Origin of the sequence: Laedolimicola intestinihominis, from assembly GCF_040096155.1 — a bacterium.
In the GTDB taxonomy this organism is placed as follows: Bacteria; Bacillota; Clostridia; order Lachnospirales; family Lachnospiraceae; genus Laedolimicola; species Laedolimicola intestinihominis.
In genome coordinates, this window is sequence record NZ_JBBMFE010000011.1 from 1 (window position 1) to 24,017 (window position 24,017).

24 protein-coding genes and 1 tRNA gene are annotated in these 24,017 nt (G+C 49.5%); 19 read left to right on the plus strand and 6 right to left on the minus strand.

What is annotated here, in order from left to right; translation table 11 throughout:
• Nucleotides 1-114: 114 nt before the first annotated feature.
• Together WMO29_RS11445 and WMO29_RS11450 are read right to left on the minus strand one after the other, a co-directional pair.
• The gene (locus WMO29_RS11445) at nt 115-657 is read right to left on the minus strand and encodes a rubredoxin-like domain-containing protein (RefSeq protein ID WP_178038969.1); all 543 of its coding nucleotides are present in this window, start codon (nt 655-657) and stop codon (nt 115-117) included.
• A 191-nt stretch (nt 658-848) separates the two neighbouring features.
• The gene (locus tag WMO29_RS11450) at nt 849-1,241 is read right to left on the minus strand and encodes a transcriptional repressor (protein WP_178038970.1); all 393 of its coding nucleotides are present in this window, start codon (nt 1,239-1,241) and stop codon (nt 849-851) included.
• Between the two features lie 326 nt (nt 1,242-1,567).
• Between WMO29_RS11450 and WMO29_RS11455 the strand changes: the two genes are divergently transcribed.
• A complete protein-coding gene (locus WMO29_RS11455) occupies nt 1,568-2,665 on the plus strand; it encodes a C40 family peptidase (RefSeq protein WP_349164875.1) in 1,098 nt (365 codons plus the stop codon).
• Between the two features lie 586 nt (nt 2,666-3,251).
• Here the strand turns inward: WMO29_RS11455 and trmB are convergent.
• Nucleotides 3,252-3,890: a tRNA (guanosine(46)-N7)-methyltransferase TrmB gene (gene trmB, locus WMO29_RS11460; RefSeq protein WP_178038972.1), complete on the minus strand. Its 639-nt coding sequence runs from the start codon at nt 3,888-3,890 to the stop codon at nt 3,252-3,254.
• A 276-nt stretch (nt 3,891-4,166) separates the two neighbouring features.
• Between trmB and WMO29_RS11465 the strand changes: the two genes are divergently transcribed.
• Both WMO29_RS11465 and WMO29_RS11470 read left to right on the plus strand, forming a co-directional pair.
• Nucleotides 4,167-4,239: transfer RNA gene (locus WMO29_RS11465), tRNA-Lys, on the plus strand.
• Nucleotides 4,240-4,417: 178 nt separating this feature from the next.
• Entirely contained in the window at nt 4,418-4,738 is a 321-nt protein-coding gene (locus WMO29_RS11470; protein ID WP_349164876.1) for a cyclic-di-AMP receptor, read from the plus strand.
• 122 nt (nt 4,739-4,860) lie between these two features.
• Here WMO29_RS11470 and WMO29_RS11475 read toward each other — a convergent pair whose 3' ends face one another.
• A complete protein-coding gene (locus tag WMO29_RS11475) occupies nt 4,861-5,508 on the minus strand; it encodes an ATP-binding protein (RefSeq protein WP_178038974.1) in 648 nt (215 codons plus the stop codon).
• A 117-nt stretch (nt 5,509-5,625) separates the two neighbouring features.
• On the opposite strand from WMO29_RS11475, the gene WMO29_RS11480 reads away from it, so the two are divergent.
• Both WMO29_RS11480 and WMO29_RS11485 read left to right on the plus strand, forming a co-directional pair.
• Nucleotides 5,626-6,039 (plus strand): HIT family protein, encoded by a 414-nt coding sequence (locus WMO29_RS11480; RefSeq protein ID WP_349164957.1) that lies wholly within the window; start codon nt 5,626-5,628, stop codon nt 6,037-6,039.
• A gap of 23 nt (nt 6,040-6,062) precedes the next feature.
• The gene (locus WMO29_RS11485; protein ID WP_349164877.1) at nt 6,063-6,584 is read left to right on the plus strand and encodes an RNA polymerase sigma factor; all 522 of its coding nucleotides are present in this window, start codon (nt 6,063-6,065) and stop codon (nt 6,582-6,584) included.
• Nucleotides 6,585-6,641: 57 nt separating this feature from the next.
• Here the strand turns inward: WMO29_RS11485 and murG are convergent, their stop codons facing one another.
• Nucleotides 6,642-7,709 carry an undecaprenyldiphospho-muramoylpentapeptide beta-N-acetylglucosaminyltransferase gene (gene murG / locus WMO29_RS11490; RefSeq protein WP_349164878.1) on the minus strand — a complete coding sequence of 356 codons (1,068 nt, stop codon included), beginning with the start codon at nt 7,707-7,709 and terminating at the stop codon, nt 6,642-6,644.
• A 143-nt stretch (nt 7,710-7,852) separates the two neighbouring features.
• On the opposite strand from murG, the gene WMO29_RS11495 reads away from it, so the two are divergent.
• The 11 genes from WMO29_RS11495 (at nt 7,853) to WMO29_RS11545 (ending at nt 18,214) form a co-directional block, all read left to right on the plus strand.
• Entirely contained in the window at nt 7,853-8,650 is a 798-nt protein-coding gene (locus WMO29_RS11495; RefSeq protein ID WP_349164879.1) for a hypothetical protein, read from the plus strand.
• 68 nt (nt 8,651-8,718) lie between these two features.
• Entirely contained in the window at nt 8,719-9,204 is a 486-nt protein-coding gene (locus tag WMO29_RS11500) for a DUF6147 family protein (protein WP_349164880.1), read from the plus strand.
• Between the two features lie 293 nt (nt 9,205-9,497).
• Nucleotides 9,498-10,211, plus strand: a complete 714-nt coding sequence (locus tag WMO29_RS11505) for a 5'-methylthioadenosine/adenosylhomocysteine nucleosidase (protein ID WP_349164881.1) — start codon at nt 9,498-9,500, stop codon at nt 10,209-10,211.
• Between the two features lie 286 nt (nt 10,212-10,497).
• The gene (locus tag WMO29_RS11510; protein WP_349164882.1) at nt 10,498-10,794 is read left to right on the plus strand and encodes a hypothetical protein; all 297 of its coding nucleotides are present in this window, start codon (nt 10,498-10,500) and stop codon (nt 10,792-10,794) included.
• A gap of 164 nt (nt 10,795-10,958) precedes the next feature.
• The gene (locus tag WMO29_RS11515; protein ID WP_349164883.1) at nt 10,959-11,438 is read left to right on the plus strand and encodes a PTS sugar transporter subunit IIA; all 480 of its coding nucleotides are present in this window, start codon (nt 10,959-10,961) and stop codon (nt 11,436-11,438) included.
• Between the two features lie 21 nt (nt 11,439-11,459).
• The gene (locus tag WMO29_RS11520; RefSeq protein ID WP_349164884.1) at nt 11,460-12,287 is read left to right on the plus strand and encodes a PRD domain-containing protein; all 828 of its coding nucleotides are present in this window, start codon (nt 11,460-11,462) and stop codon (nt 12,285-12,287) included.
• Between the two features lie 103 nt (nt 12,288-12,390).
• Nucleotides 12,391-13,977 carry a PTS transporter subunit EIIC gene (locus WMO29_RS11525; RefSeq protein WP_349164885.1) on the plus strand — a complete coding sequence of 529 codons (1,587 nt, stop codon included), beginning with the start codon at nt 12,391-12,393 and terminating at the stop codon, nt 13,975-13,977.
• A gap of 13 nt (nt 13,978-13,990) precedes the next feature.
• Nucleotides 13,991-15,319 (plus strand): 6-phospho-alpha-glucosidase, encoded by a 1,329-nt coding sequence (locus WMO29_RS11530; RefSeq protein ID WP_349164886.1) that lies wholly within the window; start codon nt 13,991-13,993, stop codon nt 15,317-15,319.
• Between the two features lie 4 nt (nt 15,320-15,323).
• Complete coding sequence (locus WMO29_RS11535; RefSeq protein ID WP_349164887.1) at nt 15,324-16,187, plus strand: YitT family protein; 864 nt, start codon at nt 15,324-15,326, stop codon at nt 16,185-16,187.
• 72 nt (nt 16,188-16,259) lie between these two features.
• Nucleotides 16,260-17,012 carry an RluA family pseudouridine synthase gene (locus WMO29_RS11540; protein ID WP_349164888.1) on the plus strand — a complete coding sequence of 251 codons (753 nt, stop codon included), beginning with the start codon at nt 16,260-16,262 and terminating at the stop codon, nt 17,010-17,012.
• A 119-nt stretch (nt 17,013-17,131) separates the two neighbouring features.
• The gene (locus WMO29_RS11545; RefSeq protein ID WP_349164889.1) at nt 17,132-18,214 is read left to right on the plus strand and encodes an AI-2E family transporter; all 1,083 of its coding nucleotides are present in this window, start codon (nt 17,132-17,134) and stop codon (nt 18,212-18,214) included.
• A 3-nt stretch (nt 18,215-18,217) separates the two neighbouring features.
• On the opposite strand, the gene WMO29_RS11550 is transcribed toward WMO29_RS11545, so the two are convergent.
• On the minus strand, nt 18,218-19,597 hold the full coding sequence (locus tag WMO29_RS11550) for an aldehyde dehydrogenase (RefSeq protein WP_349164890.1): 1,380 nt from the start codon (nt 19,595-19,597) through the stop codon (nt 18,218-18,220).
• 355 nt (nt 19,598-19,952) lie between these two features.
• Here WMO29_RS11550 and proS point away from each other — a divergent pair, with 355 nt between their 5' ends.
• The 3 genes from proS (at nt 19,953) to WMO29_RS11565 (ending at nt 23,963) form a co-directional block, all read left to right on the plus strand.
• Entirely contained in the window at nt 19,953-21,392 is a 1,440-nt protein-coding gene (gene proS / locus WMO29_RS11555; protein ID WP_349164891.1) for a proline--tRNA ligase, read from the plus strand.
• Between the two features lie 212 nt (nt 21,393-21,604).
• The gene (locus WMO29_RS11560; protein ID WP_349164892.1) at nt 21,605-22,942 is read left to right on the plus strand and encodes a CCA tRNA nucleotidyltransferase; all 1,338 of its coding nucleotides are present in this window, start codon (nt 21,605-21,607) and stop codon (nt 22,940-22,942) included.
• A 25-nt stretch (nt 22,943-22,967) separates the two neighbouring features.
• Nucleotides 22,968-23,963 carry a phosphotransferase gene (locus WMO29_RS11565; RefSeq protein WP_349164893.1) on the plus strand — a complete coding sequence of 332 codons (996 nt, stop codon included), beginning with the start codon at nt 22,968-22,970 and terminating at the stop codon, nt 23,961-23,963.
• Nucleotides 23,964-24,017: the final 54 nt, after the last annotated feature.

The window sequence follows — 24,017 nt, forward strand, 5'->3', positions numbered from 1 at the left end:
CCGCTGCGCTGCATCTCACTGTCGGGCTGGCGCCCTATAAAAATGTAAAAAAATGACCAAGAGGGAGCGAGCTCCCTCTTGGTCATTTCCTTACATTTTTGCATGCCTTATAGCTTAGCCAAAGTATCTCTTCAACAGACCCTCGAATGCTTTGCCGTGGCGGGCTTCGTCCTTAGCCATCTCATGAACGGTATCATGAATAGCATCCAGGTTAGCAGCCTTTGCGCGCTTTGCCAGGTCGAATTTGCCCTCGGTTGCGCCGTGCTCTGCAGCGACTCTCAGCTCCAGGTTCTTCTTGGTGCTGGGGGTAACTACCTCACCGAGCAGCTCTGCGAATTTTGCAGCGTGCTCAGCCTCTTCGTAAGCTGCCTTCTCCCAGTAGAGACCGATTTCCGGATAACCCTCTCTGTGAGCTACGCGAGCCATTGCCAGATACATACCAACCTCAGAGCACTCGCCGTTGAAGTTTGCGCGAAGGTCTGCAAGGATATCTTCGCTTACGCCCTGTGCAACGCCTACCTCATGCTCAGCTGCCCAGGTAAGCCCCTCAGCCTGCTCCTTGAACTTAGATGCCGGAACGCCACACTGCGGACATTTCTCCGGTGCTGTCTCGCCTTCCCAAACGTAACCACATACTGTACATACCCATGTCTTCATAATCGTGTTCTCCTTTTCTTTTTTGATATTTAAGATTGTCAGTTATTTTTTACTAAATCAGTAACAATTCCTGTTACTGATATTAATATAGCATACGTTCCTGATTTCGTCAAGCATTATTTAAAAATTATTATCAATAAATTTTAAATCCTTCGCTATCTCATTTCCTATAATATATAGAAGAAACGGCATCAGGACGTATGTATCTTCGCGCATTCCTCACAGAGCCCGAAATACTGTACCGTATGCCCTTCGATGATTCCCGGAAATACGTTCTGGGCCTTCTCATCGATAAAGGCCTCGTCGTCCATATGGATGTCAAAGAGCGCATGGCATTTCCTGCATATAAAATGAGAGTGGGGCGCCACATGTCCGTCGAAGCGGTCGGCTCCGTCGGTGGTAATCTTGATAATCTCTCCCAGATCCGTCAACAGCGCCAGGTTGCGGTAGACAGTGCCGAGGCTGATATTCGGAAATTCCTCCTTTACGTGCAGATAGATGGTATCTGCGGTGGGGTGGTCATACCGGGACAACAAAAAGCGCTTGATAGACTCCCGCTGGCGGCTGTATTTTAAAGCTGGCATAAAACCCTCCTTTATTTGATAATAATAACGGTTACTGTTTCTTTTATTTTAGCAAATTTCCCGGGAATGTCAATGGAAAAATATGATAGTTTTGCGGAAAATGAAGCCCTGCGCCCTGCAGAGAAAATCCGGCGAGTCATATTATGAAGCGTAAAATAACTCCGGAAGAATATCTGGATAAGGTTGACAAACAATAATCATGCTGTTATAATTCAGTCATAAGTTTTAATAAATTTGTAACATTTAAACTTTTGAGTGAAGAACAACAGCTCTGTGTAATGAGAAGGACGTAGAGCTGCTACAGATAACATTGGAGGAACGATAGCATGCACAAGTTTGCAATGATATGTCTTGCAGGAGCGCTTTGCTTTAGCTTCAGCGAAATCCGCGCGGAGGCAAGCAGCCTGTCACTGGCGTCAGAGGAAGGAATTGCTTCCGTTATGTCAGAGGCTCAGGCAGCAGATCCGGAGGCAGATGAGAAGGTGCTGGAGGACATGACTCCGTCAGAGTTCGACGGTATCTGCATTGCGAAGGTAAATGATTACGTAAATGTCAGAAGTGAAGCCGGCGAGGACAGTGAGATCGTCGGAAAGCTTTACGATAAGTCCGCCGGAACTGTGGACGGAGAAGAGAACGGCTGGTACAAGATTACATCCGGCAGCGTGACCGGTTATGTGAAGGCTGATTATGTAGTGACCGGCGACGAGGCAGAGGAGCTGGCCAAAGAGGTCGGCAAGCGTGTGGCGACTGTCACCACCCAGACTCTGCGTGTCAGAACAGACGCCACCACAGACGCCAGCGTCCTGGGATTGATTGGTGAAGGTGAGGAGTTAACCGTTACCGATGAGCAGGAAGGCTTTGTAAAGGTATCCATCGAGGAAGGCGACGGCTGGGTATCCACCGATTATGTAGATTTGAGAACCGATTTCGTACAGGCGGAATCCAAGGCAGAAGAGGAAGCGCGTCTGGCCAAGGAAGAGGCAGCGAAAGAGGAAGGTAAGAAGAAGGCCGAGGCAGCAGCAGCGAAGACCAAGTCCGACAGCAGTTCAAACGCGGTTGTAGGCAGCGGTTCCGGAAGCAGCAGCGGCAATTCCGTAGTCAGCTATGCAAGTCAGTTTGTGGGTAATCCGTACGTATACGGCGGCACAAGCCTCACCAACGGAACAGACTGCTCCGGCTTTGTTATGGGTGTATACGCGCACTTCGGTGTGAGTCTGCCCCATTCTTCCAGCGCCATGAGAAGCGTAGGATACGGCGTAAGCCTTTCCGAGGCACAGCCGGGTGATATCCTCTGCTACAGTGGTCATGTAGCTATCTACTGTGGCAATAACACCGTAGTACATGCCAGCACACCGGCCACTGGAATCAAGTACACCTCTCCGGCGAACTATAAGAGCGTTATCTGTGTAAGACGTATTTTTTAATTTCCAATAGTATAAAATCTAAAGAGGCGGGAATCCGAAATGGTTCCCGCCTCTTGGTGTTTTCCATAGAGAGAAGCCCTGGCTGCACGCCGGACTGAATTAAAATCAGACAACATACTACAATTATCAGACACCCATACACAATTTTATGTTACCCATATACGGACCCGGTTACAGATTGCACAAAGAAATCCACCTTTCATAAAAATATGCACGAATCCACGTGGATAAGTGAAAAAGATATCCACATAAAAACGGACAAAAAAGCCCATAAAATAAAGTTATCAACCAAGTTATCCACATTATCCACATTTTTGGATGTGTAAAACCCAGGTTTACATAGTATTTTTAAAAACAAACGTTCTGTACAGATTGAATAAAACTGCATAAGACGAAAATAAAGTGGAAAACAGACTTGACTTTTGCAATGTCGAAATATAATTGGTATTGTCTGATAATTGTGAAAAAATCAGGGAATACAAGCGATGGGAAATAAACAAAAAAGTATGCCATGATACTCTAAGCCAAAGTATTTAGAGTATCATGGCAGTGTAAGAAGCTTAGAAATTATGGCTGCAATAAATACCTACCGGATGGCAACCAGTTTATAGATGGGGTTACCCTTTGCTGAAAACTTCTCCTCGTACTCCGTCATGATATTGCCCTCATTCATGGTTGGATCATGATGTAGATCCCTGGAGCAGCCCACAAGCTTCCATCCGGCTTCCTCCACGCTCTCCAGTGAGAAATCGAACAAATCCATATTGTCGGTCTTGAATTCAATCTGACCATCCGCCGCCAGCACCAGATTGTAGCGCGCCAGGAACTCCGTGGAAGTCAGGCGTCGCTTTGCGTGCCGTGCCTTGGGCCAGGGATCGGAAAAATTCAGATAGATCCGGTTCAGTTCTCCATTCGCGAACATCTCCGGCAGCTCCGCCGCGTCCTCGCAGAGGAAATACAGATTCGGCAGCGGTTCTTCTTCCATCTTCTGCAGCGCCCGCAGCAGCACGCTGCTATAGCGCTCCATGCCCAAATAATTAATATCCGGATTCCGTCTGGCCAGCTCCATCAGGAACTGTCCTTTTCCCATACCAATCTCTATATGAATCGGATGATCGTTTCCGAAAAGCTCCTGCCACTTCCCCGGACGCTCTTTGGCGTCGTGAACGACATATTCATTAGCGGCAATGGCTTCTTCGGCTCCTTTAACATGTTTCAGTCTCAAAATAGTCCTCCTTTTTGTACGTAAACAGTGTATTTTTTCAGATACATAGAAATGATTTTTTATGGTTTTTGGGTTCCCGGAATAGGAAATCACTCAGAAACGTAGTTGTTTCTAAATTCCGGAGACTCGAAAAACCTTATAAATACGCGGTTTTTTTACATTGTAAACAAAATCGAAAAAAAAATCAAGAAAAATGAAAAAAAGTGCTTGCATTTTTGAAAACCATGCAGTATAATAAATCTTGCGTTGAGGGACAGCCCAAAACGAACAAAATATGCGCGATTAGCTCAGCTGGCAGAGCACCTGACTCTTAATCAGGGTGTCCAGGGTTCGAACCCCTGATCGCGCACTCTAAAGTATCGGTTTTGCAGATGACTGCGGGGTCGGTGCTTTTTTTGTGCCTGGAAACGGGGGGCTGAGATAATACACGTTTTCTTCTAAGCTGGAGATTGTAATTTTTGGCCATCTCCGTTATACTGGGGCTATAGGGAAAAGAGTGCCGTCCCGGCGGTCAGGAGGAAGAAAATATGAAACTGATGATGGTAATTGTGCAGGATCAGGATTACGCGAAGCTGGCGACCCGGTTGATTCAGAACCAGATTCGTGCCACGAAGTTCGAGACGTCTGGTCTCTATTCCAACAAGAAGAACGTGACTCTGTTCATCTGTGTGGAGGAAGAACAGCAGGAGCGGATACTAACGTACATTCAGGAAAGCTGCACCGAACGGAAAGAAATCTGCGAAGTATGGGAGTACAATGGCAACATGATGGTGCAGGCTGAGAAGACCCTGAAAATTGGCGGAGCAACCGTATTTATATCTGAAGTAAACCAGATAATGAAATTTTAAAGATGTTACAAAATGACGACAAAAAAGCGGCCCAGCAAGTGCAGGGCCGTTGACATTTCAGAAATAATCTGAGTTTTACAAAAATTTACTTGCGTTATATAAAATCGTATACTAAAATATCCCTATAAATGAGGAAGTGTGATGGTAAAAGTCGTACCTCGCTGGGGAGTAGAGGCGACTTCGATGGTTCCGTAATGGGCCTTCACAATTTTCTGGGTAATTGCCAGACCAAGACCGGTTCCGCCGGTCTTACCGGAAGCAAAGGGGGTAAAAAGCTCCGCGGCAGCTTCCGGCGTCATACCGCAGCCGTCGTCAGAGATGCGGATAATGAGCTGATCCAGATATTTTCTGGCAGACAGTGAGACACAGCCGCTTTCATCGGTGGCCTCAAAGGCATTTTTGAGAAGATTCAGAAAGGCCTGTTTCAATTTCACAGGGTTTCCAAATACCGTGGGAAGGTGCGCAGGCAGATGGAGGGAAAAATGTTTCCCATGCTCCTGTATGTAAGGCTGGAGACTGCTTTCCAGTGAGGTAAACAGTTCTTTCATATCCACCTCGCACATGAAGAAACGGCGCCCGTCTGTATACGCGGCCAGGTCTTCCAGAAGCTGTCCCAGATAGTCCACATCTTCCAGGGTCTGATTCCAGAACTGGAAATCCCGCACCTCAGGGTGCATCGTCTCAATCAACTGAAGCGAGCTGTTGATTAAAGTCAGCGGGTTACGTATTTCGTGTGTGATTTTTGCGATAGTAAGGTTAAGTTCATCCATAGTTTGTACCACTCCTGTAACTAAGTGTAGCATGGGGACGGGGATGTGACAATATGGATTCCGCCAACAAATAAAAACAAAAAAGCTTAAAATTCGACAAAAGGAGGAAGCATGATAATGAGACATGATGATTGTATTTTCTGTAAAATTGCGAATGGAGAGATTCCGTCCGCTACGATTTATGAGGATGACGACTTTCGGGCGTTTCTGGATCTGAATCCGGCCACCAGAGGGCATGCGCTTTTGGTACCGAAGGATCACTTTGCGAATCTTTTGGAGTTGGATGAAGAGCACGCAGAGAAGGCTATTCTGCTGGCAAAGAAAATCGGAAGCCGGATGAAGGAGAAGCTGGGCTGCGATGGATTGAATCTGGTTCAGAACAACGGAGAAGCAGCCGGTCAGACCGTATTCCATTTTCATATGCATCTGATTCCGCGTTACGAGAATGACGGAGCAGGAATCGGATGGAAACAGGGAGCGCTGACAGACGACGCGAAAGAGGAACTTGTGGAGCTGTTAAAAGATAATTAAAAAGCCGAATTCAGGGGAAATGCATGGGGATTAGTGAAGAAAAATTTCGTGAACTGCACGAAAAATATAAAAACCTGATACTTCGGCAAGTCTATGATATGACGAAAGATTATTATTTGGCACAGGATATCTGTCAGGAAACATTTCTGAAATTATACAGTTACCGTGACAGAATAGAAGAGGAGAAAGCAAAAGGCTGGATGCTGGTAGTGTCCTATAATAAAACATGTGATTGGCTGCGTCGCAATAAAAAGTACTACGAAATCGTTGAGAAAAACAGCGATGTGGTGGTAAGCAGCGCGGAAAATCCTCTGGAATATCACGCGGCAGAGATGGATAATCAGAATCGGTGTCTGCACATTCTGCGCGCAGTGCGTGAGAAGAATGAGGACTGGTACGAAATGTTGATACTTTTTGATGATTTTGGAATGTCGAAGAAGGAAATCGCGGAACGGACCGGATTCCCGGTCGGTACGGTGGATACCTATCTGAGACGATGTAAGAAATGGCTGAAGGCCAGGTTTCAGGATGTAAAGGAAAAATAAATAATACAGCGGCGGAAATATAGATTTCCGCCGCAAAGAAAACAATTGGGGCCTACCCTAACGGGCAGCAGCCTCTTCGATGAGCCCGATGATCGTATCGATGGAATCGGTCTGACGGCTGGCTTTCATGGCCTCGGAGAAGGAAACGCGCTCTGTGTAGAGTCTGCGGACTGTCTGGAGCAGAAGCTCATTGGTGAGCGTCTCTTCTTCCAGAACCAGACTAAAGCCCTGTTTCTCGAAGGAACGAGCATTGAGAATCTGATCGCCCCGGCTGGCTGCAGAGGAGAGCGGAATCAGCAGGTTCGGTTTGTGAAGGGCCAGCAGCTCGCAGATGGAGTTGGCGCCCGCCCGGGAGATGACCAGATCCGCCAGAGCGAACAGATCCTTCAGCTCCTCGTTAATGTACTCATACTGTACATAGCCGGAGAGACCGGACAGAGAAGCGTCCAGTTTTCCCTTGCCGCAGAGATGGATCACATGGAAATCCTTCAGCAGGGTGGGAAGAATCTTGCGGACCGCCTCATTGACAGCTGCAGCGCCCAGACTTCCGCCCATAACCAGAATGACGGGCTTGTCATCGGCGAGACCGGTGAACCTCCGCGCGGCCAGAGCGTCGCCGTGCAGCAGCTCCTGGCGGATGGGAGAGCCGGAGAGGACCGCCTTGTCCTTGGGCAGATACTGCAAAGTCTCAGGGAAATTACAGCAGACCTTCCAGGCAGCCGGAATTGCCAGCTTATTGGCCAGGCCCGGCGTCATATCGGATTCGTGGATGATACAGGGAACTTTACAGTGTTTCGCGGCCAGAACCACAGGCACGGACACGAAGCCGCCCTTGGAAAATACCACATCCGGCTTCAGTTTTTTCATGGTGCGGACGGCTTCGCCGTAGCCTTTCAGGACCTTGAAAGGATCCGAGAAGTTTTTCAGGTCGAAATACCGGCGCAGCTTACCGGAAGAGATGCCGTAGTAAGGAATCTGGAATTCCGTAATGAGCTTTTTCTCGATTCCATCGTAGGAACCCATATAGGAAATGTCGTAGCCGAGCTCGCGAAGCCGCGGCAACAGCGCGATATTGGGCGTTACATGTCCGGCAGTTCCGCCGCCGGTCAAAAGAATTCGTTTCAAAATTACACCTCCGTAGATAACTGTCTAAGGTTATTATGCTAGGTTCCATCCCTTCTGTCAATTGTAAATCAGAGGGGAGCAGATAGATTTCACACGGAAACCGGAAAACACAAAACTATCAGAATTACGATAAGGAAAGAAATATGAGTGAAGAAAAATTCCGTGAATGGATAAGCAGTGAATTTGAAAAAGAGGCAGAGGAACTGGAAAAGCGGCTGCAGGAGCATGAAGCAGCGGATCCCGAGCTGGCTGCCCTGGAGATGCCGGAGGATTCCTTCGACGATCTGATGCGGCGAATTAAAGCCGAGGAAGAGAATAAGAACATCAGTAAAAATGAGAACGGTCCCGCGAAAAAGCCGTTCCGGATTCGGAAGCGCACGCTCCTCGCCGTGGCCGCTGCCGCGATCCTGGTGGCTGCAATGGGTGCAGGCGTTACCGGCGCGAAATTATTCGTGCCGAAGGTGGAAAACCGGAGTGAGGATGGGGATTTTAATACAACGATTATTAATGGAGAGACCAAAGAGGATAGAGATATTTCAGAGGAAGAGGCTTATCAGGAAATAGAGGATAAGATCGGGATTCAGGCGTTGAGGCTAAACGATAAACCTCAAGATATGATTTTGAAAAAAGTGTATATAGATGAAGCAATGGGCGAAGCTCAGATGGAGTTTCGGTATGCCGATAAAGCATTTATAATATACGAAAATAAACAAAATGAAAATTCTGTTTTTGACAAAACAATTGACGGTGAAGTGGTAGATACTATGGATATGTTTTACCTAAATAAGGCGGTAGATATTATTCAGGTAGATAAAGGAAATGGTTCAGATTCATATACCGTTCAATTTCAACAGGGAAATGCATATTATACGGTCACTTCAGATTTTGAATTAGAAGATTTTGAACAAATTATTATGGGAATTATTTTTGAAAATGTCTGATATGGAACCCCTCATTCGTATTCTTAATGTAACTACCAATGAAGTGCAATATGAAGGAGGGGAAACATATGCACAAAAAAAGAATTGCCATGGCACTGATGAGTCTTCTGCTTGTAGGAGGAATTTATAATGTGGGAGCCATCACCAGCCATGCAGAAGAAATGCCGGGATATCACGAGTATGTCAACACAGAGGACGAAGCGATTGATACCTGGTATGGAATCGCAAGAGGAACTTATCTATGTGATGGAACCACTGGAATTAAGAAAGCTGGTTCTGGGCTTGTCAGCATATCAGGTACGACAACTGCGTATAAGACATGCGATTACGTGAAAGTAGGGCTTCATTTGGATGAAAGTTCCGATGGTGGCAGTCATTTTGGTAACATTGCCAGCTACTATTTCCAGGAAGAGAATACGACATCCTGTCATGGAAGTAAGGCAAATATTTCTGTTACAAAAGGCTACGACTACCGTGTTCGTGGTGGGCACACTGCAATCAAGGGCAGTACCGTCGAATCCACGACCACCAAAGCCGGCGTCATTACCGCCTAACCCGCGCTCCACTCCCAATACCCGGGCGCAGGAAAGGACAAACCATCTACCAATCATTTATAGACAACTGAATATGGAAAAGTAAAGGAACCAAAAAACGTAACTGAAAAATCAAAAAAATCTACACACTTTGAAAAAGCAGTGATTGTTGTTTTGTGATGTGATGAAAAGAGTCGGCCGGAGGAATTCCGGCCGACTTTTTTGACCGGCGGGTATCAAAAGGATTCTTTCTTGCAATTCCGTACAAGTGTTGGTAAAATAGAGAACGGAGAAGCAAAGAAAGTGAGGCGTCTATGGGCAGAACAGGTATTATTGGAGCGATGGAAGAGGAAGTTGCTCTCTTAAAAGAGAAAATGGAAATAGAGGTAGTAGTCAAAAAGGCATCCATGGAGTTCTATCAGGGGCATTTGAATGGCCGTGAGGTAGTCGTGGTGCGCAGCGGTATCGGCAAGGTGAATGCAGGCATGTGCGCCCAAATTCTGGTGGATGCGTTCAATGTGAGCCACCTCATCAATACAGGAATTGCAGGCTCCCTGAAAGCGGAGATTAATATCGGAGATATCGTGGTATCATCCGACGCGCTGCAGCACGATATGGACGCGCGGCAGTTCGGTTATGCCAGAGGCGAGATCCCCCGCATGGATACGATCAGCTTCCCGGCAGACCCGGAGCTTATCGCCATGGCGAAAGCAGCCTGCGAGGAAGTGAACCCGGATATCCGTGTCTTCGTGGGACGGGTTGTCACGGGCGATCAGTTCATTGCGGAGCGTTCCGTGAAGAACGAGATTGCGTCCTGGACGGAAGGCTACTGCACCGAGATGGAAGGCGCAGCCATTGCGCAGGCGGCGTATTTGAACAAGGTACCCTTCGTCATCGTCCGCGCCATTTCCGATAAGGCAGATGACAGCGCCACGATGGATTACCCCACCTTTGAGGCACAGGCCATCGAGCACAGCGTGAAGCTGGTAGAAGACTTCGTGTCCCGGATCCCGGAGGATGTATACTAGATTGGCGGTCAGAATCTAAAGAGGATAAGAGAAGTGCGATACAGGTACTTCTCTTATTTTAGTTTACGCGGGCAGCGAGTAAAATTCGCGAAGCATAGGTTCTCTCGTTTGCCGGTAACTTGCTGCCGGAGAATAGAAAGTCACATAAGCGGGAAGCTTGTCAGTCCCTGTCGGGCAATGACGAGCGCCCGCTCTTTTTATTTACCTGCCTGCCTTTTATAATAAAAGATAGAAAAAATTCCGTATGGAAAAGGCATACGGAAGTAAAAAAACGGGAGGGGACAGGATGTTTCGAATCGTGATGATAGCGGCCTGGGCCGTGTTGTTGATCGTGGTGCTTTATTTGTGGGCGGACGTGCGGGAGATTCGTTCGGTGGTGAAGGATACCAAGCGGGAGCTGCTGCGCAGCAATCTGTCGGCCCGGGCGGCGGAGAGCTTTCCGAATTTTGAGCAGGAAGCCCGGGAGGAGCAGGAACAACAGACGCAGCAGGAGACGGAGAAGCCGGTAAAAAACGTTGTGAAAAATCTGAATCCCCAGGAGGAGCAGGTGCTGAAGGAGGTGCTGTCGGAATTCCTGGGGTAAATCGATTGGAAGAACAAAAAAAGAGTAAAATGTAAAAAACAACTTGACAAAAGCGGGGGACTGTTGTATATTATGCTCAATAACACGTGTTACTGAATTGCAGGCATGAGTGATTTTTCACTCATGCCATTTTTGTTTTTAGACAATGATAACCCGGAGGTTCTATGTTTGGATTTTTAAAGAAAAAGAAACAACAAACGGAGATTTACGCTCCGGTAGATGGTCGGGCGATTTCCCTGGAAGAAGTCGGCGACGGTGTCTTTTCGGAAAAACTGGTCGGTGACGGCATAGCAGTGATTCCGGAAAAAGATCAGATAGTAGTTCCTGTGGACGGTGAGATAAGCTTTGTAATGGAGACAGGTCATGCTTTCGGAGTCAGAGTTCCGGATGGACCGGAGATTCTGGTTCACATCGGGATCGACACAGTGAATGAAAAGGGGGAAGGATTTCAGGTGCAGGTAAAAGCGCATCAGCCAGTGAAAGCCGGTACGCCGGCAGTGCTGGTGGATCGGGAAGCCCTCTATAAGAAGGGATACAATCTGGTAACCATGGTACTGGTGCCGGAGGTCGAAAGCTATGGATCCCTGCAATATTTAAAAAAAGGGGAGGTATGTGCAGGAAAAAGCGCGGTGCTTGCATTTTAAGTTGCGTAAGAGGGGAAGAGCATGAAAATTACAAGAGTCATTAACAATAATACCGTTGCGACAGTCGCAAATAAAAAAGAAATTATTCTAATGGGCTCTGGAATCGGATTTCAGAAGAAACCGGGAGATACGGTAGAGGTTAAGAAGATAGAAAAGGTATACCAGATACGGGATCGGTTTTTCCAGAAATACGAACAGATTTTCCGGCATATTGAGCCGGGCATTTTTAAACTGGTGGAACAGATACAGGAATATGCGGAAAAGGAGCTTGCATGTACGCTGAGTCCGCAGTTTGTATTTGCGCTGGCGGATCACATTTCCTTTGCGGTGGAACGACAGAAAAAGCAGGAGCCGTTGCCCAATCTGATGCTGCAGGAGATTAAACTCCTGTATAACAGGGAATATCAGATCGGACGATACGGAAAACAGCTGGTAGAAAAGGAAATGGGGATTTCGCTTCCGGAGGATGAGGCGGGGTATTTCGCGCTGCATATTGTGAATACCAGAATGGGAGAACCATCTGTAGATGTGAACAATATTCTGGTGCTGACCAACGGAATTCTGCAAATTCTGGAAGCGGAGATGGGAATTCACTGCCGGGAGGATGACTTTGAGTACAGTAGATTTCTTACGCATTTGAAATTTTTGGCAAGACGTATTTTTAATCAGGAACAGGTTCAGTTTGGCATTATGGAGGGCCTGTATCCGGGGCTGTTGGCCAGGGAGCCAAAGCTGGAAGAGATAATTGAAAAAATTAAAAATTTCATAAGTGAGACCTTTGATTATGACATATCAGAAGAGGAAGCGGCCTATCTGGCTATGCATATTCTTCGGATCAGAGGCCAGTAGGATTGTTACTCACAGGAGGCAAGACCGTCTATCTTGAAAATACAGGGATTCAGGCTGTATGTTTCAGGACAGAAGGTCTTTTTGTTTATCAGGAGGGAAAGGTATGAAGAAAGGAAATACAATGGTATTTTTTCAGAAATTGTCAAAAGCATTTCTGACGCCGCTGTCGCTGATTGCGTCAGCGTCACTGTTAATGGGAGTCGCATCGTTTTTTACATCGGGGGATATTATTGCGGCAGCTCCCTTTTTGGGCAACACCATGGTTCAGTACATCTTTAAGGTACTGCTTCAGATGGGAAGCATCGTAGTCAGCAATTTCGCGGCGCTGTACGCAGTGGCATTGCCCTTTGCGCTGGTGGATGAGGATAAGGAATACGCAGCCTTCGCGGGCTTTGTGGGCTATCTGTCATTCCTGACGGGAATGGGAATGCTGGTGGATAATTTTCCGAATATCGCAGCCATGTTCCCGGGCAACGGTCTGACCACGGTGCTGGGTATCAGTACCGTAAACGCCGGTATGCTGGGAGGTATTCTGGTAGGTATTCTGACCAGTGTGCTGCACAAAAAATTCCATACGGTAAAATTCCCGATGGCGTTCTCCTTCTTTCAGGGAGTACGGTTTGTGCCGATTATCAGTGTGTTCAGCTTTATGATTCTGGGAAATCTGTTCCCCTTCGTATGGGTGTTTATTTCCCGCGGTATCAATGGACTGGCAACCATTCTGAACCAGATGGGCGTCTTTGGTCTGTGGCTGTACGGCTTTGTAGAGCGACTGCTGATTCCCACCGGTCTCCATCAGATCTGGATTTCTGTTGTACGTGATACTTCTGTGTCCGGTATATTTGAGTTTGCTTCCGGTATCGTAGAGGGTCAGAGACCGGCCTTCATGCAGTATTTGGCAGAGGGACTTCCGTTGAATACCACTCTGCGTGAAATGGTGAAATTCTCCTATGGACCGCAGATTCCGATGATGCTGGGCGCGCTTCCGGCTATCGGACTTGCGATTTACCGGTGTGCGGACGCGGATAAGAAAAAAGCGGTAAAGCCGCTGATTCTGGCAGGTGTGACCACAGCCATGATTGCAGGTATCTCGGAACCGTTGGAATTTATCTTCCTGTTTACGGCTCCGGTTCTGTATGTGATTTATGCAGTCCTTTATGGATTAAGCTGGGTATTTATGTATCTATTCGGAAATCAGATTGGTTACGGTTCCGGAATCATTGAATTTGTGGTATTTGGACTTTTGCGTTCAGACTCTCACTGGTGGGTATGTGTTTTTGTAACCATTGGCGAATTTATTGCCAACTATGCAATTTTCCGCTGGTTTATCCTGAAATTCAACGTGAAGACTCCGGGGCGCGGAGGCGATTATGACGCATCTCTGGAAGCACTGCAGGAGGCGAATGATTCAGAGGAAGGCAGCAGCGTGGATGCAGCGACGGATCCGAAAACACTGAAGGCACTGACTATCATCAAGGGTCTGGGCGGCAAGGACAATATTGAGGAGGTAGATTCCTGTATGTCCCGTCTGCGTGTGGTATTAAAAGATGGTTCCCTTGTTGACAAGGATATGCTGAATAAAACGGGCTGCACAGCTATTCGCGTTATTGATGATCGGAACATTCAGATTATTTACGGAACGACCGTAGGTATTATTAAAGAATCTGTCAGAAAGCAATTAAAGAAATAGGAGGAAATATATTATGAAAAAATATTCTGTATTGATTGTAGGCGGCGGAAGTACGTATACGCCGGGTATGGTTCTGATGCTGTTAAGTCAGCTGGATCGTTTCCCGTTACGGAAAATCAAGCTTTATGACAATGATCCGGAGCGTCAGGAAGTGATTGCCAGAGCATGCGAAATCATTATTCACGAGAAAGCACCGGAGATTGAGTTCCTGGCATCCACCAATCCGGAGGAGGCGTATACAGATATCGACTTTGCCATGGCGCAGATTCGTGTAGGGAAATACGCTATGCGCGAGCTGGATGAGAAGATTCCGCTGAAATACGACGTGGTTGGACAGGAAACCTGTGGCCCGGGCGGTATCGCTTACGGCATGCGTTCGATTGGTGGAATTCTGGAGAATCTGGACTATATGGAGAAATATTCTCCGAATGCCTGGATGCTGAACTACTCTAACCCGGCGGCGATTGTGGCTGAAGCGACCAGACGGCTGCGTCCAAATTCCAAAATTATCAATATCTGCGATATGCCTATTGAGCTGGAAAATCACATGGCGACTATACTGGGTCTGAAATCCAGAAAAGAGATGGATGTGCGGTATTTTGGATTGAATCACTTTGGATGGTGGACGGAGATTCATGATAAAGCAGGAAACGATCTGATGCCCCGTCTGAAAGAGCATGTGCGGAAGTACGGCTACGTGGAAGATGAATCTCTGTATACAGACCCGAAGCGTGACAGCTGGCACGCAACTTATCAGAAAGCCCGGGATATTCTGGAACTGGATGACGCGTATCTGCCGAATACCTATCTGAAATATTATCTGTTCCAGGATTATGTAGTGAAGCATTCGGATAAGAATTATACCCGTACGAACGAGGTTATGGATGGCCGTGAAAAGGATGTATTTACAGCATGCCGGAAGGTGGCGGAGGACGGTCACTGCCATGATGATTTGTTTGATGTGGATAATCACGCAACCTTCATTGTGGATCTGGCAACCGGAATTGCCAATAATACCCATGAAAGAATGCTGCTGATTACGGAAAATAAGGGGGCTATTGCAAACTTTGATCCGACAGCCATGGTGGAAGTGCCCTGTCTGGTGGGAAAGAACGGTATCGAGCCGCTGGCCATGGGTGAGATTCCCCAGTTCCAGAAGGGACTGATGGAGCAGCAGGTATCGGTGGAAAAACTGGTCGTAGACGCATGGATTACCGGCTCCTATCATAAGCTGTGGCAGGCACTGACCTTATCCAAAACCGTACCCAGCGCTACTGTGGCAAAGCAGATTCTGGATGAACTGATTGAAGCTAATAAAGGATATTGGCCGGAGCTGAAATAAGGATATGTTTGGGAAAAAGCTGAATTGGGAATCCTTTTTTCTGGAGGTGCTGGGAAGTCTGCTGGTCGCCGTGAGTATTTATAATTTTGCGGCGGCCGCGGAATTTCCCATGACCGGTTTCTCCGGAATCGCATTGATTCTGTATCGGTTGTTCCGGATTCCACTGGGTTTGTCCAATGTGCTTTTAAATATTCCGGTGGTGATTCTCTGCTTTCGAATGCTGGGAAAAGGTTTTTTTCTGCGGTCTGTGCGCTGCATGGTAATTTCCTCGTTGCTGATGGACTACGTGGCTCCTCTGCTTCCTGTTTTTACGGGAAATCGGATGCTGGCTGCGATTTGCACCGGCGTTTTGGGCGGGGTAGGATACGCGCTGATTTATATGCAGAATTCCTCGACCGGTGGCGCGGACTTCCTGATTATGGCATTAAAGGCGAAGAAGCCGTATCTGCCTTTGGGCAATATTACCTTCCTTTTCGCAGTCAGCGTCATTGGCGTTACCTGGCTGATTTTCGGGGATACAGAAGGCGTTATCTACGGATTGATTATCAATTATCTGGCAGGAGCAGTGATCAATAAGACCATGTACGGAAGAAATGCCGGAAAAATGACCATGATTATTACAAAGGATGGTAAAAAGATTTCGGATGGAATCGAGGATTGCTGCCACAGAGGCTCTACGATTATTCCAGTCATGGGCGGATACCGGCAGGAGAAAAAATATGCGGTACTCTGCGTCTGCAATAATAAACAGATGTTTGAGATTACGCAGCAGGTAAAAAGGCTGGATCCGGAATCCTTTATGATTATCTGGGAGTCAAATGAAGTACACGGAGACGGTTTTAAAGCATTGACGATAGGGGAAAAATAACGTTATAATGAGATTGCCCTTCAGCGCGGAAGCGGGAGGGCAATCTTTTTCTATCGATAAAACGGAGAGCGTATGAAGGAACTGGAAATCATTTACGAGGACAAGGATGTGCTGGTCATTCGCAAGCCTGCCGGGGTACCGGTACAGAGCGCGCGGGTGGGGGCAAAGGACTGCGAGAGCCTGCTGAAAAATTATTTATATAAGAAGAATCCAAAGGGCGGCGCGCCCTATCTGGGACTGATTCATCGGCTGGATCAGCCGGTGGAGGGACTGGTGGTATTTGCGTTAAATCCGAAGGCTGCGGCAGCCTTAAGTAAGCAGTCAGCCGGAAAAGAGATGCAGAAAACCTATCTGGCGGTTCGGCACAGTGTGGATAAGTGTCCACATCCTGTCCCCAATGAGGAAAAGTTCTGTGGAAAACCTGTGGATAATGTGGAAAACTTGGTGGAAAACTGGAATGAGTGCGTGGATTACCTGTGGAAGGACGGGAAAAATAACCGCTCTGAGATGGTACAAGAGGGACATGCCGGGGCTAAAAAAGCAGTGCTCCGCTACCGGATTTTAAAGCGGGTGGATAACCTGGAAATGCTGGAAATCCGCCTGGAAACAGGCCGTCATCATCAGATTCGGGTGCAGATGGCGGGCAGAGGAACCCCTCTGGTGGGCGACCGCAAATATGGAAAGGTTGAAAACTATGTGGATAATGTGGATAACTCCTTCCCGGCCCTGTGTGCATATCGGATAAAATTCCGCCATCCGTCCACCGGAAAATGGATGGAATTTGAACGGAAGCCGGAAAATCCGGTGTTTCAGAAATTTATGTAAATCAGTTATCCACAGCGTAAAACGCTCTTTTTTGCAGATACTAAGACGGACAGAAAAGGGAGAAGCCGTTCGCTTTTTCGGGGCCTGTCAGTTCAAGCGGATGCAAAAGGAGCGGCTTTATGGAATGGGTGCGGAAATATCAGAACTTGTGGAAGAAAATCGGAATCGCAGTGGCGGTCGGGCTTGCAATGAAGTACCTGGCGCCACTGGTGATTCCGTTTTTGATCGCGGGAGCGATTGTGTACTGGTGCAGGCCGCTGCTTGCATGGTTAAAGAAACGGCTTCATATCCGCCCGGGAATTTCCATGGCGGTGCTGCTCGTAGGGGCAGCAGGAGGGCTTGTGTCAGCCGGAGCGTTGGCGGGTCGAAATTTGCATATTCAGATCCGGCGGTTGTGCGTGTATTTCAGCTACCCGGGACGGGTGGGGGAGCTTCTGGCACAGTGCTGTGAACGGTTTGGGGGTATGCTTCATATAGACAGCAGGATGATGATGCAGTTTGTAGAGGAGCAGACAGCCTGTATCGGAGATAAGACCTGGGAGCAGCTCCTGCCGGGTGTGTTCGGAGGATCCTGGCAGGCGGTACGCGTCTTGGGCGGCTTCCTTACCGGCGCCTTTGTGACGGGAATTGCCGCGATTCTGCTGGCAGGTGATTATGACAAGCTGCGGGAAATGGGACAGCGGTGGAGCTTCTATGAAAACGTGTCCGAAGCGCTCCGGGGAATCTCCCGGGCCATTGGTCGTTACCTGCATGCCCAGTGTATCATCATGGGACTGGTGATGCTGATCTGCACCGTTGGAATCTGGAGCTCGGGAACGGCAAAAAGCCCGTTGCTGGCCGGAGTCGGCACCGGTTTTCTGGACGCGCTGCCGATCTTCGGCACGGGGACGGTGTTTGTGCCATGGATTCTGATTCTGGTCATCTGGCAGAAGCGATATCGGGCGGCTGTCGTGTTAGCTGTGACTTATGGTCTTTGCACCCTGACCCGGGAGCTTCTGGAGCCCAGGCTGGTGGGCGCCCATCTGAAGCTGCTGCCGGTGGTGGTGCTGGCCAGTGTGTATGTGGGCGTGAAGATCTACGGAGCGGGCGGGATCGTGCTGGGGCCTTTATCAGTACTAATTATTCAGGAATTGTGGAAGAGGGTGGATGCAGATAAAAAAGAAGGAGCATCGGCAAATGAAGCAGATACTCCTTCGAAATAGATGTTATCGCAGAAACATTTTCACCAGCCGCCGCTTTCCTTCCGTATACGGCTGATACCGCATGGGCAGATCCGGCCATTCCTTCTTATCTACGATACTCTTACGGTGGGAAAAGGTCTCAAACCCGGCCTTCCCATGATAACTGCCCATACCGCTCTCCCCGAAGCCGCCGAAGCCCATGTACGGCGTAGCCAGGTGGATGATCGTGTCATTGACGCAGCCGCCGCCAAAGGAGCAGCGGGTCAGCACCCGGCTGGCCAGCTTCCGGTTCCGGGTGAAGACGTAGAGAGCCAGCGGATGGGGCTTCTCGTTGATGGTGCGAATCACTTCGTCGATGGAATCGTAGGTCAGAATTGGCAGCAACGGTCCAAAGATTTCCTCCTGCATCACGTCGTCCCGCCAGGAGACCCGGTCAAGGATGGTGGGTTCAATTTTCAAGGCTTCGGCGTCTGTCCGTCCACCAAAGACAGTCTTAGCCGGATTCATCAGATTCAGGATCCGCAGAAAATGTTTTTCATTGATGATATGGCCGTAATTCTCATTTTCCAGGGGACGCTCGCCAAGCTGGGCGCGGATCTGCCGGATCAGCTCTTCTATGAGCCGGTTTTTCACCCGGATATCGCAGAGAATATAGTCGGGAGCCACGCAGGTCTGTCCGCAGTTCAGAAACTTGCCGAAGACGATGCGCCGGGCCGCCGCATGGATATCCGCGGTACGGTCCACGATGCAGGGACTCTTTCCGCCCAGCTCCAGGGTCACCGGAGTCAGGTGCGCGGCGGCCTTCTCCATGACGAAGCGGCCCACCGATTTGCTGCCGGTGAAAAAGATATAGTCGAAATGCTGTTCCAGCAGCGCTGCGTTTTCCGCCCGTCCCCCGGTTACGACAGCCACCCGGGACGCCGGGAAATAAGCCGGAATCAGACGCTCCATCAGGCGGCTGGTGTGAATGGAGTAGGCGCTGGGCTTTAAAATCGCCGTATTACCGGCGGCCAGGGCGTCTGCCAGCGGCTCCAGGGTCAGGAGCAGCGGATAGTTCCAGGGACTCATGATCAGCGTTACGCCGTAGGGCGAAGGCTTCTGGTAACTTGTCGAGCAAAACTGCGCCAACGGCGTCGGGACGATCCGATCCTGCATCCAGAGGCGCAGATGATGCTTCAGATAATGAATTTCGTTTAAAAGAAGGCCGGTCTCACACATATAGCTTTCTGCGGCGCTTTTGCCCAGATCCAGACGGAGCGCGTCCTGAATTTCATTTTCGTGTTCGGTCACCAGCCGCTCCAGTCTGGTCAGGGCGGCCATCCGGTTTTTATAAGAAAGTGTCGAACCCGACCGGAAACACCGCCGCTGCCGGGCCACCAGTTTCTGAATCTCCTGTTCGTCCATGGGAATCCTCCAATCAAAGTAGATAGTTCTATTGTACCCAAATATGGAAAATCCGTCAAAGTAAATTGCCCCTATTATTATTTTTACGGAGTTTTGTTTAGCAGAAAATCAGCAGTAATTAAATTGATAATATTCCGATAGAGAAATTGATTTTACGATGGGTCAAGTTATTTAAGGTCATAAGGATTCGCCGTTTCACTCAAATTGCTCCTCAGACCGCGAAAACCTTGACAAAATCGCCATTTCCGTACTACAATACAAAAAGATACGCCTACCCGGGCGTGATAATCATAACAGCTTACTGTTAGAGGAAAATAAATGAGAAAAACCCCCGATGGGCGAGAAGGAGAACAAGATGGCGAAGGAGAAGAAACTGGTCGAAGAGATCACTTCCATGGACGTGGATTTCGCACAGTGGTACACCGATGTGGTGAAAAAAGCGGAACTGACCGATTATACAAGCGTAAAGGGCTGCATGGTTATCAAGCCGGCAGGCTACGCGATCTGGGAAAATATTCAGAAGGAGCTGGACGCGCGTTTTAAGGCGACAGGAGTAGAGAATGTCTACCTGCCCATGCTGATTCCGGAGAGCCTGCTTCAGAAGGAGAAGGATCATGTGGAGGGCTTTGCGCCTGAGGTAGCATGGGTAACCCACGGCGGACTGGAGCCGCTGCAGGAGCGTATGTGCATCCGTCCGACCTCCGAGACTCTGTTCTGTGATTTCTATTCCAAAGAGATCCAGTCCTATCGTGATCTGCCGAAGGTATACAATCAGTGGTGCTCTGTTATGCGTTGGGAGAAGACCACCCGTCCGTTCCTGCGCTCCCGCGAATTCCTGTGGCAGGAGGGTCATACCGCTCACGCGACAGCAGAGGAGGCTGAGGCACGTACTCAGCAGATGCTGAACGTATACGCGGACTTCTGCGAGGAAGTGTTGGCAATGCCGGTTATCCGCGGACGTAAGACTGATAAGGAGAAATTTGCCGGCGCAGAGGCGACCTACACCATCGAAGCCCTGATGCACGACGGTAAGGCGCTGCAGTCCGGTACCAGCCACAACTTCGGCGATGGCTTCGCAAAGGCATTTGGTATTCAGTATACAGCAAAAGACAACACCCTTCAGTATGTACATCAGACGTCCTGGGGTATGACCACCCGTCTGATCGGAGCCATCATCATGGTTCACGGCGATAACAGCGGACTGGTTCTGCCGCCGCGTATCGCGCCGACCCAGGTTATGGTCATCCCGATTGCGCAGCACAAGGAAGGCGTGCTGGACAAGGCATATGAGCTGAAATCCGCGCTGCCGGACGCAGGCTTCAAGGTAAAGGTAGATGATTCCGACAAGAGTCCGGGCTGGAAGTTCTCCGAGCAGGAGATGAAGGGTATCCCGGTACGTATCGAAATCGGACCGAAGGATATCGAGGCAAATCAGGCTGTGATTGTCCGTCGCGATACCCGTGAGAAGATCGTAGTTGCCCTGCCGGAGCTGGCCGAGAAGGTAGGCGAGGTGCTGACCACCATGCAGAGCGATATGCTGGAGAAGGCAAGAAAGCATCGTGATTCCCATACCTACGACGCTCATAACTACGAAGAGTTTGTAAAGATTGTCAATGAGAAGCCGGGCTTCGTACGTGCCATGTGGTGCGGCGATCAGGCCTGCGAGGACAAGATTAAGGAAGATACCACGGCTACTTCCCGTTGTATGCCCTTCAAGCAGGATCACATCGCGGACACCTGCGTGTGCTGCGGAAAGCCTGCGAAGGCGCTTGTTTACTGGGGCAAGGCATACTAAAATTACGAATGGATAAATGAGCCAGTAAAGCGGCTGGAGGATGAAACCTTCTGGCCGCTTTTTTATGGAATAGGAAATTCCGATAGAATTCCCTATTCCATAAAAAATATTATCGCACTCGGCGCAGTGGTAGATGGTTGCTGAAGCAACCGCGCCTTGGCGCGAGAATGTGCCAACGGCACATTCTTTTTTATTAGAAATGAGGTGACCAAATGCAAATTCAGATCCCGGAAAAAGCAAATGAAATCATTGCAACTCTTGCGGAGGCAGGCTACGAAGCCTATGTGGTGGGCGGCTGTGTGCGCGACGCCATTCTGGGACGGGAGGCGGCGGACTGGGATATCACCACCAACGCCAGACCGGAGCAGGTGAAGGCTTTATTTCCCAGAACGGTGGACACGGGGCTCCAGCACGGAACCGTGACGGTCCTGAACGGAAAAGAAGGCTTCGAGGTCACCACCTACCGGATTGACGGCGAATATCTGGACGGCCGCCACCCGGAGCAGGTGCTGTTCACGCCAAATCTTCTGGAAGATCTGAAGCGGCGGGACTTTACCATCAATGCCATGGCATATAATGAAAAAGAGGGTCTGGTAGATGCCTTCGGCGGTATCGGCGACCTGGAGCGCGGACAGATCCGCTGTGTGGGCGACCCGAGAGAGCGGTTTACCGAGGACGCCCTGCGAATCCTGCGGGCAGTCCGTTTTTCTGCCCAGCTGGATTTTGAGATTGAGGCGGAGACAAAAGCGGCCCTGGCGGAATTTGCACCGAGACTGACTAAGGTCAGCGCCGAGCGGATTCAGGTGGAGCTGATGAAGCTTCTGACCTCGGATCACCCGGAGGTATTCCGCGTGGTCTGGGAGACGGGCATTACGGCGGTGATTCTGCCGGAATTCGATGCCTGCATGGAGACGCCCCAGCACAATCCCCATCACTGCTGGAACGTGGGTGAACACATTCTGCGGACCCTGACCGGCGTAGAGAAGGACAAAGCCCTCCGCTGGGCAGCTTTGCTGCACGATATGGGCAAGCCTGCCACCCGTACTACGGATGAGCAGGGTATTGACCATTTTCACGGGCATGCGAAGCTTGGTGCCGAGATGGCAAATGGAATCTTACGCCGCCTGAAATTTGACAACGACACCCGCAAAAGAGTGGTGAGGCTGGTGGAGTTCCATGATGATCGGCAGTTTCCGCTGAATCATCGGGGCGTGCGCCGGGCCATTCACCGGATTGGCGCGGATCTGTTTCCGGATTATCTGAAGCTTGCCCGGGCGGATGCGCTGGCCCAGAATCCGGCGCTGCTGCCGGAGAAGCTTGCGCGGCTGTCAGAAATCGAGCGTCTGTATACAGAGATACTGGAAGCCCAAAACTGCCTGTCCCTAAAGGATCTGGCCGTGACCGGCCGAGATCTCATAGATGCGGGCGTGAAGCCGGGACCGACCTTAGGAGTCATCCTGAACGCCATGCTGGAGGCCGTTATCGAGCACCCGGAATACAATACAAAAGAATATCTCTTAGAAAGAATATTACCCCTCGTTTCCTCATAGATTTGAAAGGAACGGGGGGATTTTTGTGAACGAAAAAGCGCTGCAAATCCTGGAGCAGTATGATCTGGAGGTTCTTCGAAGCTACGGCGGCCGGGGCGGAATCATGTTGGAGACAAAAGACGGCTTAAAAATGATAAAGGAATTTGCAGGCTCGCGCGCAAAGCTTCCCCTGGAACAGCGGGTGCTGGGGATTCTGGCGGAGCGCGGCGTCTGCGCCGTGGATCAGGTGCAGGCCAACAAAGAAGGGGAGCTTGTAACCATCGGCGACTATGAGACGCCCTACATCATCAAGGACTGGCCGCCGGGGCGGGAATGCGATCCGAAGAATGAGGAAGAGCTTTTGAAAAGTATGCGTCTGCTGGCCCGGGTTCACCGGGAGCTTCGGGGTGTTCTGCGCACAGAAGGGGCGGAGCGCCGCCGGATTCTGGGCGCCGACCGGTCGGAAGAGTTAGAAAAGCATAATCGGGAAATGAAGCGTGCCCGGAATTTTATCCGCACCCGGCAGAAAAAGGGCGAGTTTGAACTCTTATATCTTCAGTGCGCCGAAACCATTTTCCAGAATGGAGCGGATGCCCTGGAGCTTCTGAAGGCTTCCGGCAGTGAAAAGCTGTATCAGCAGGCCGTGGATGGCGAACACCTCTGTCACGGGGAGTATGTCCATCACAATATCCTGCTTCAGCGGCAGGAAACGGCCCTGGTGAACTTCTCCCGGTTTGAAATCAATGTGCAGATGAACGATGTGAGCCAGTTCCTGCGGAAAATCATGGAGAAGCACAACTGGAACGGTGGGCTGGCAGAGCGGATGCTGACAGCCTACGAGCGGGAACGCCCTCTGTCCGGGGAGGAGCGGGCCTATCTGGCTGCCAGCCTCTGTTACCCGGAGAAGGCCTGGAAGCTGGTGCATCATTATTACCATACCAACAAGGCCTGGGTGCCGGAAAAAAGCGCCGAGAAGCTGCAGGTTTTCCTGGCCCAGAATGAACGCAGGAAGAAAATGGTAAAAGAGTTATGGGTATCGTAAATGTGCTGTAAAATATGCCCGGATACATTGACTTTGCTGTACAAATATTCTAAA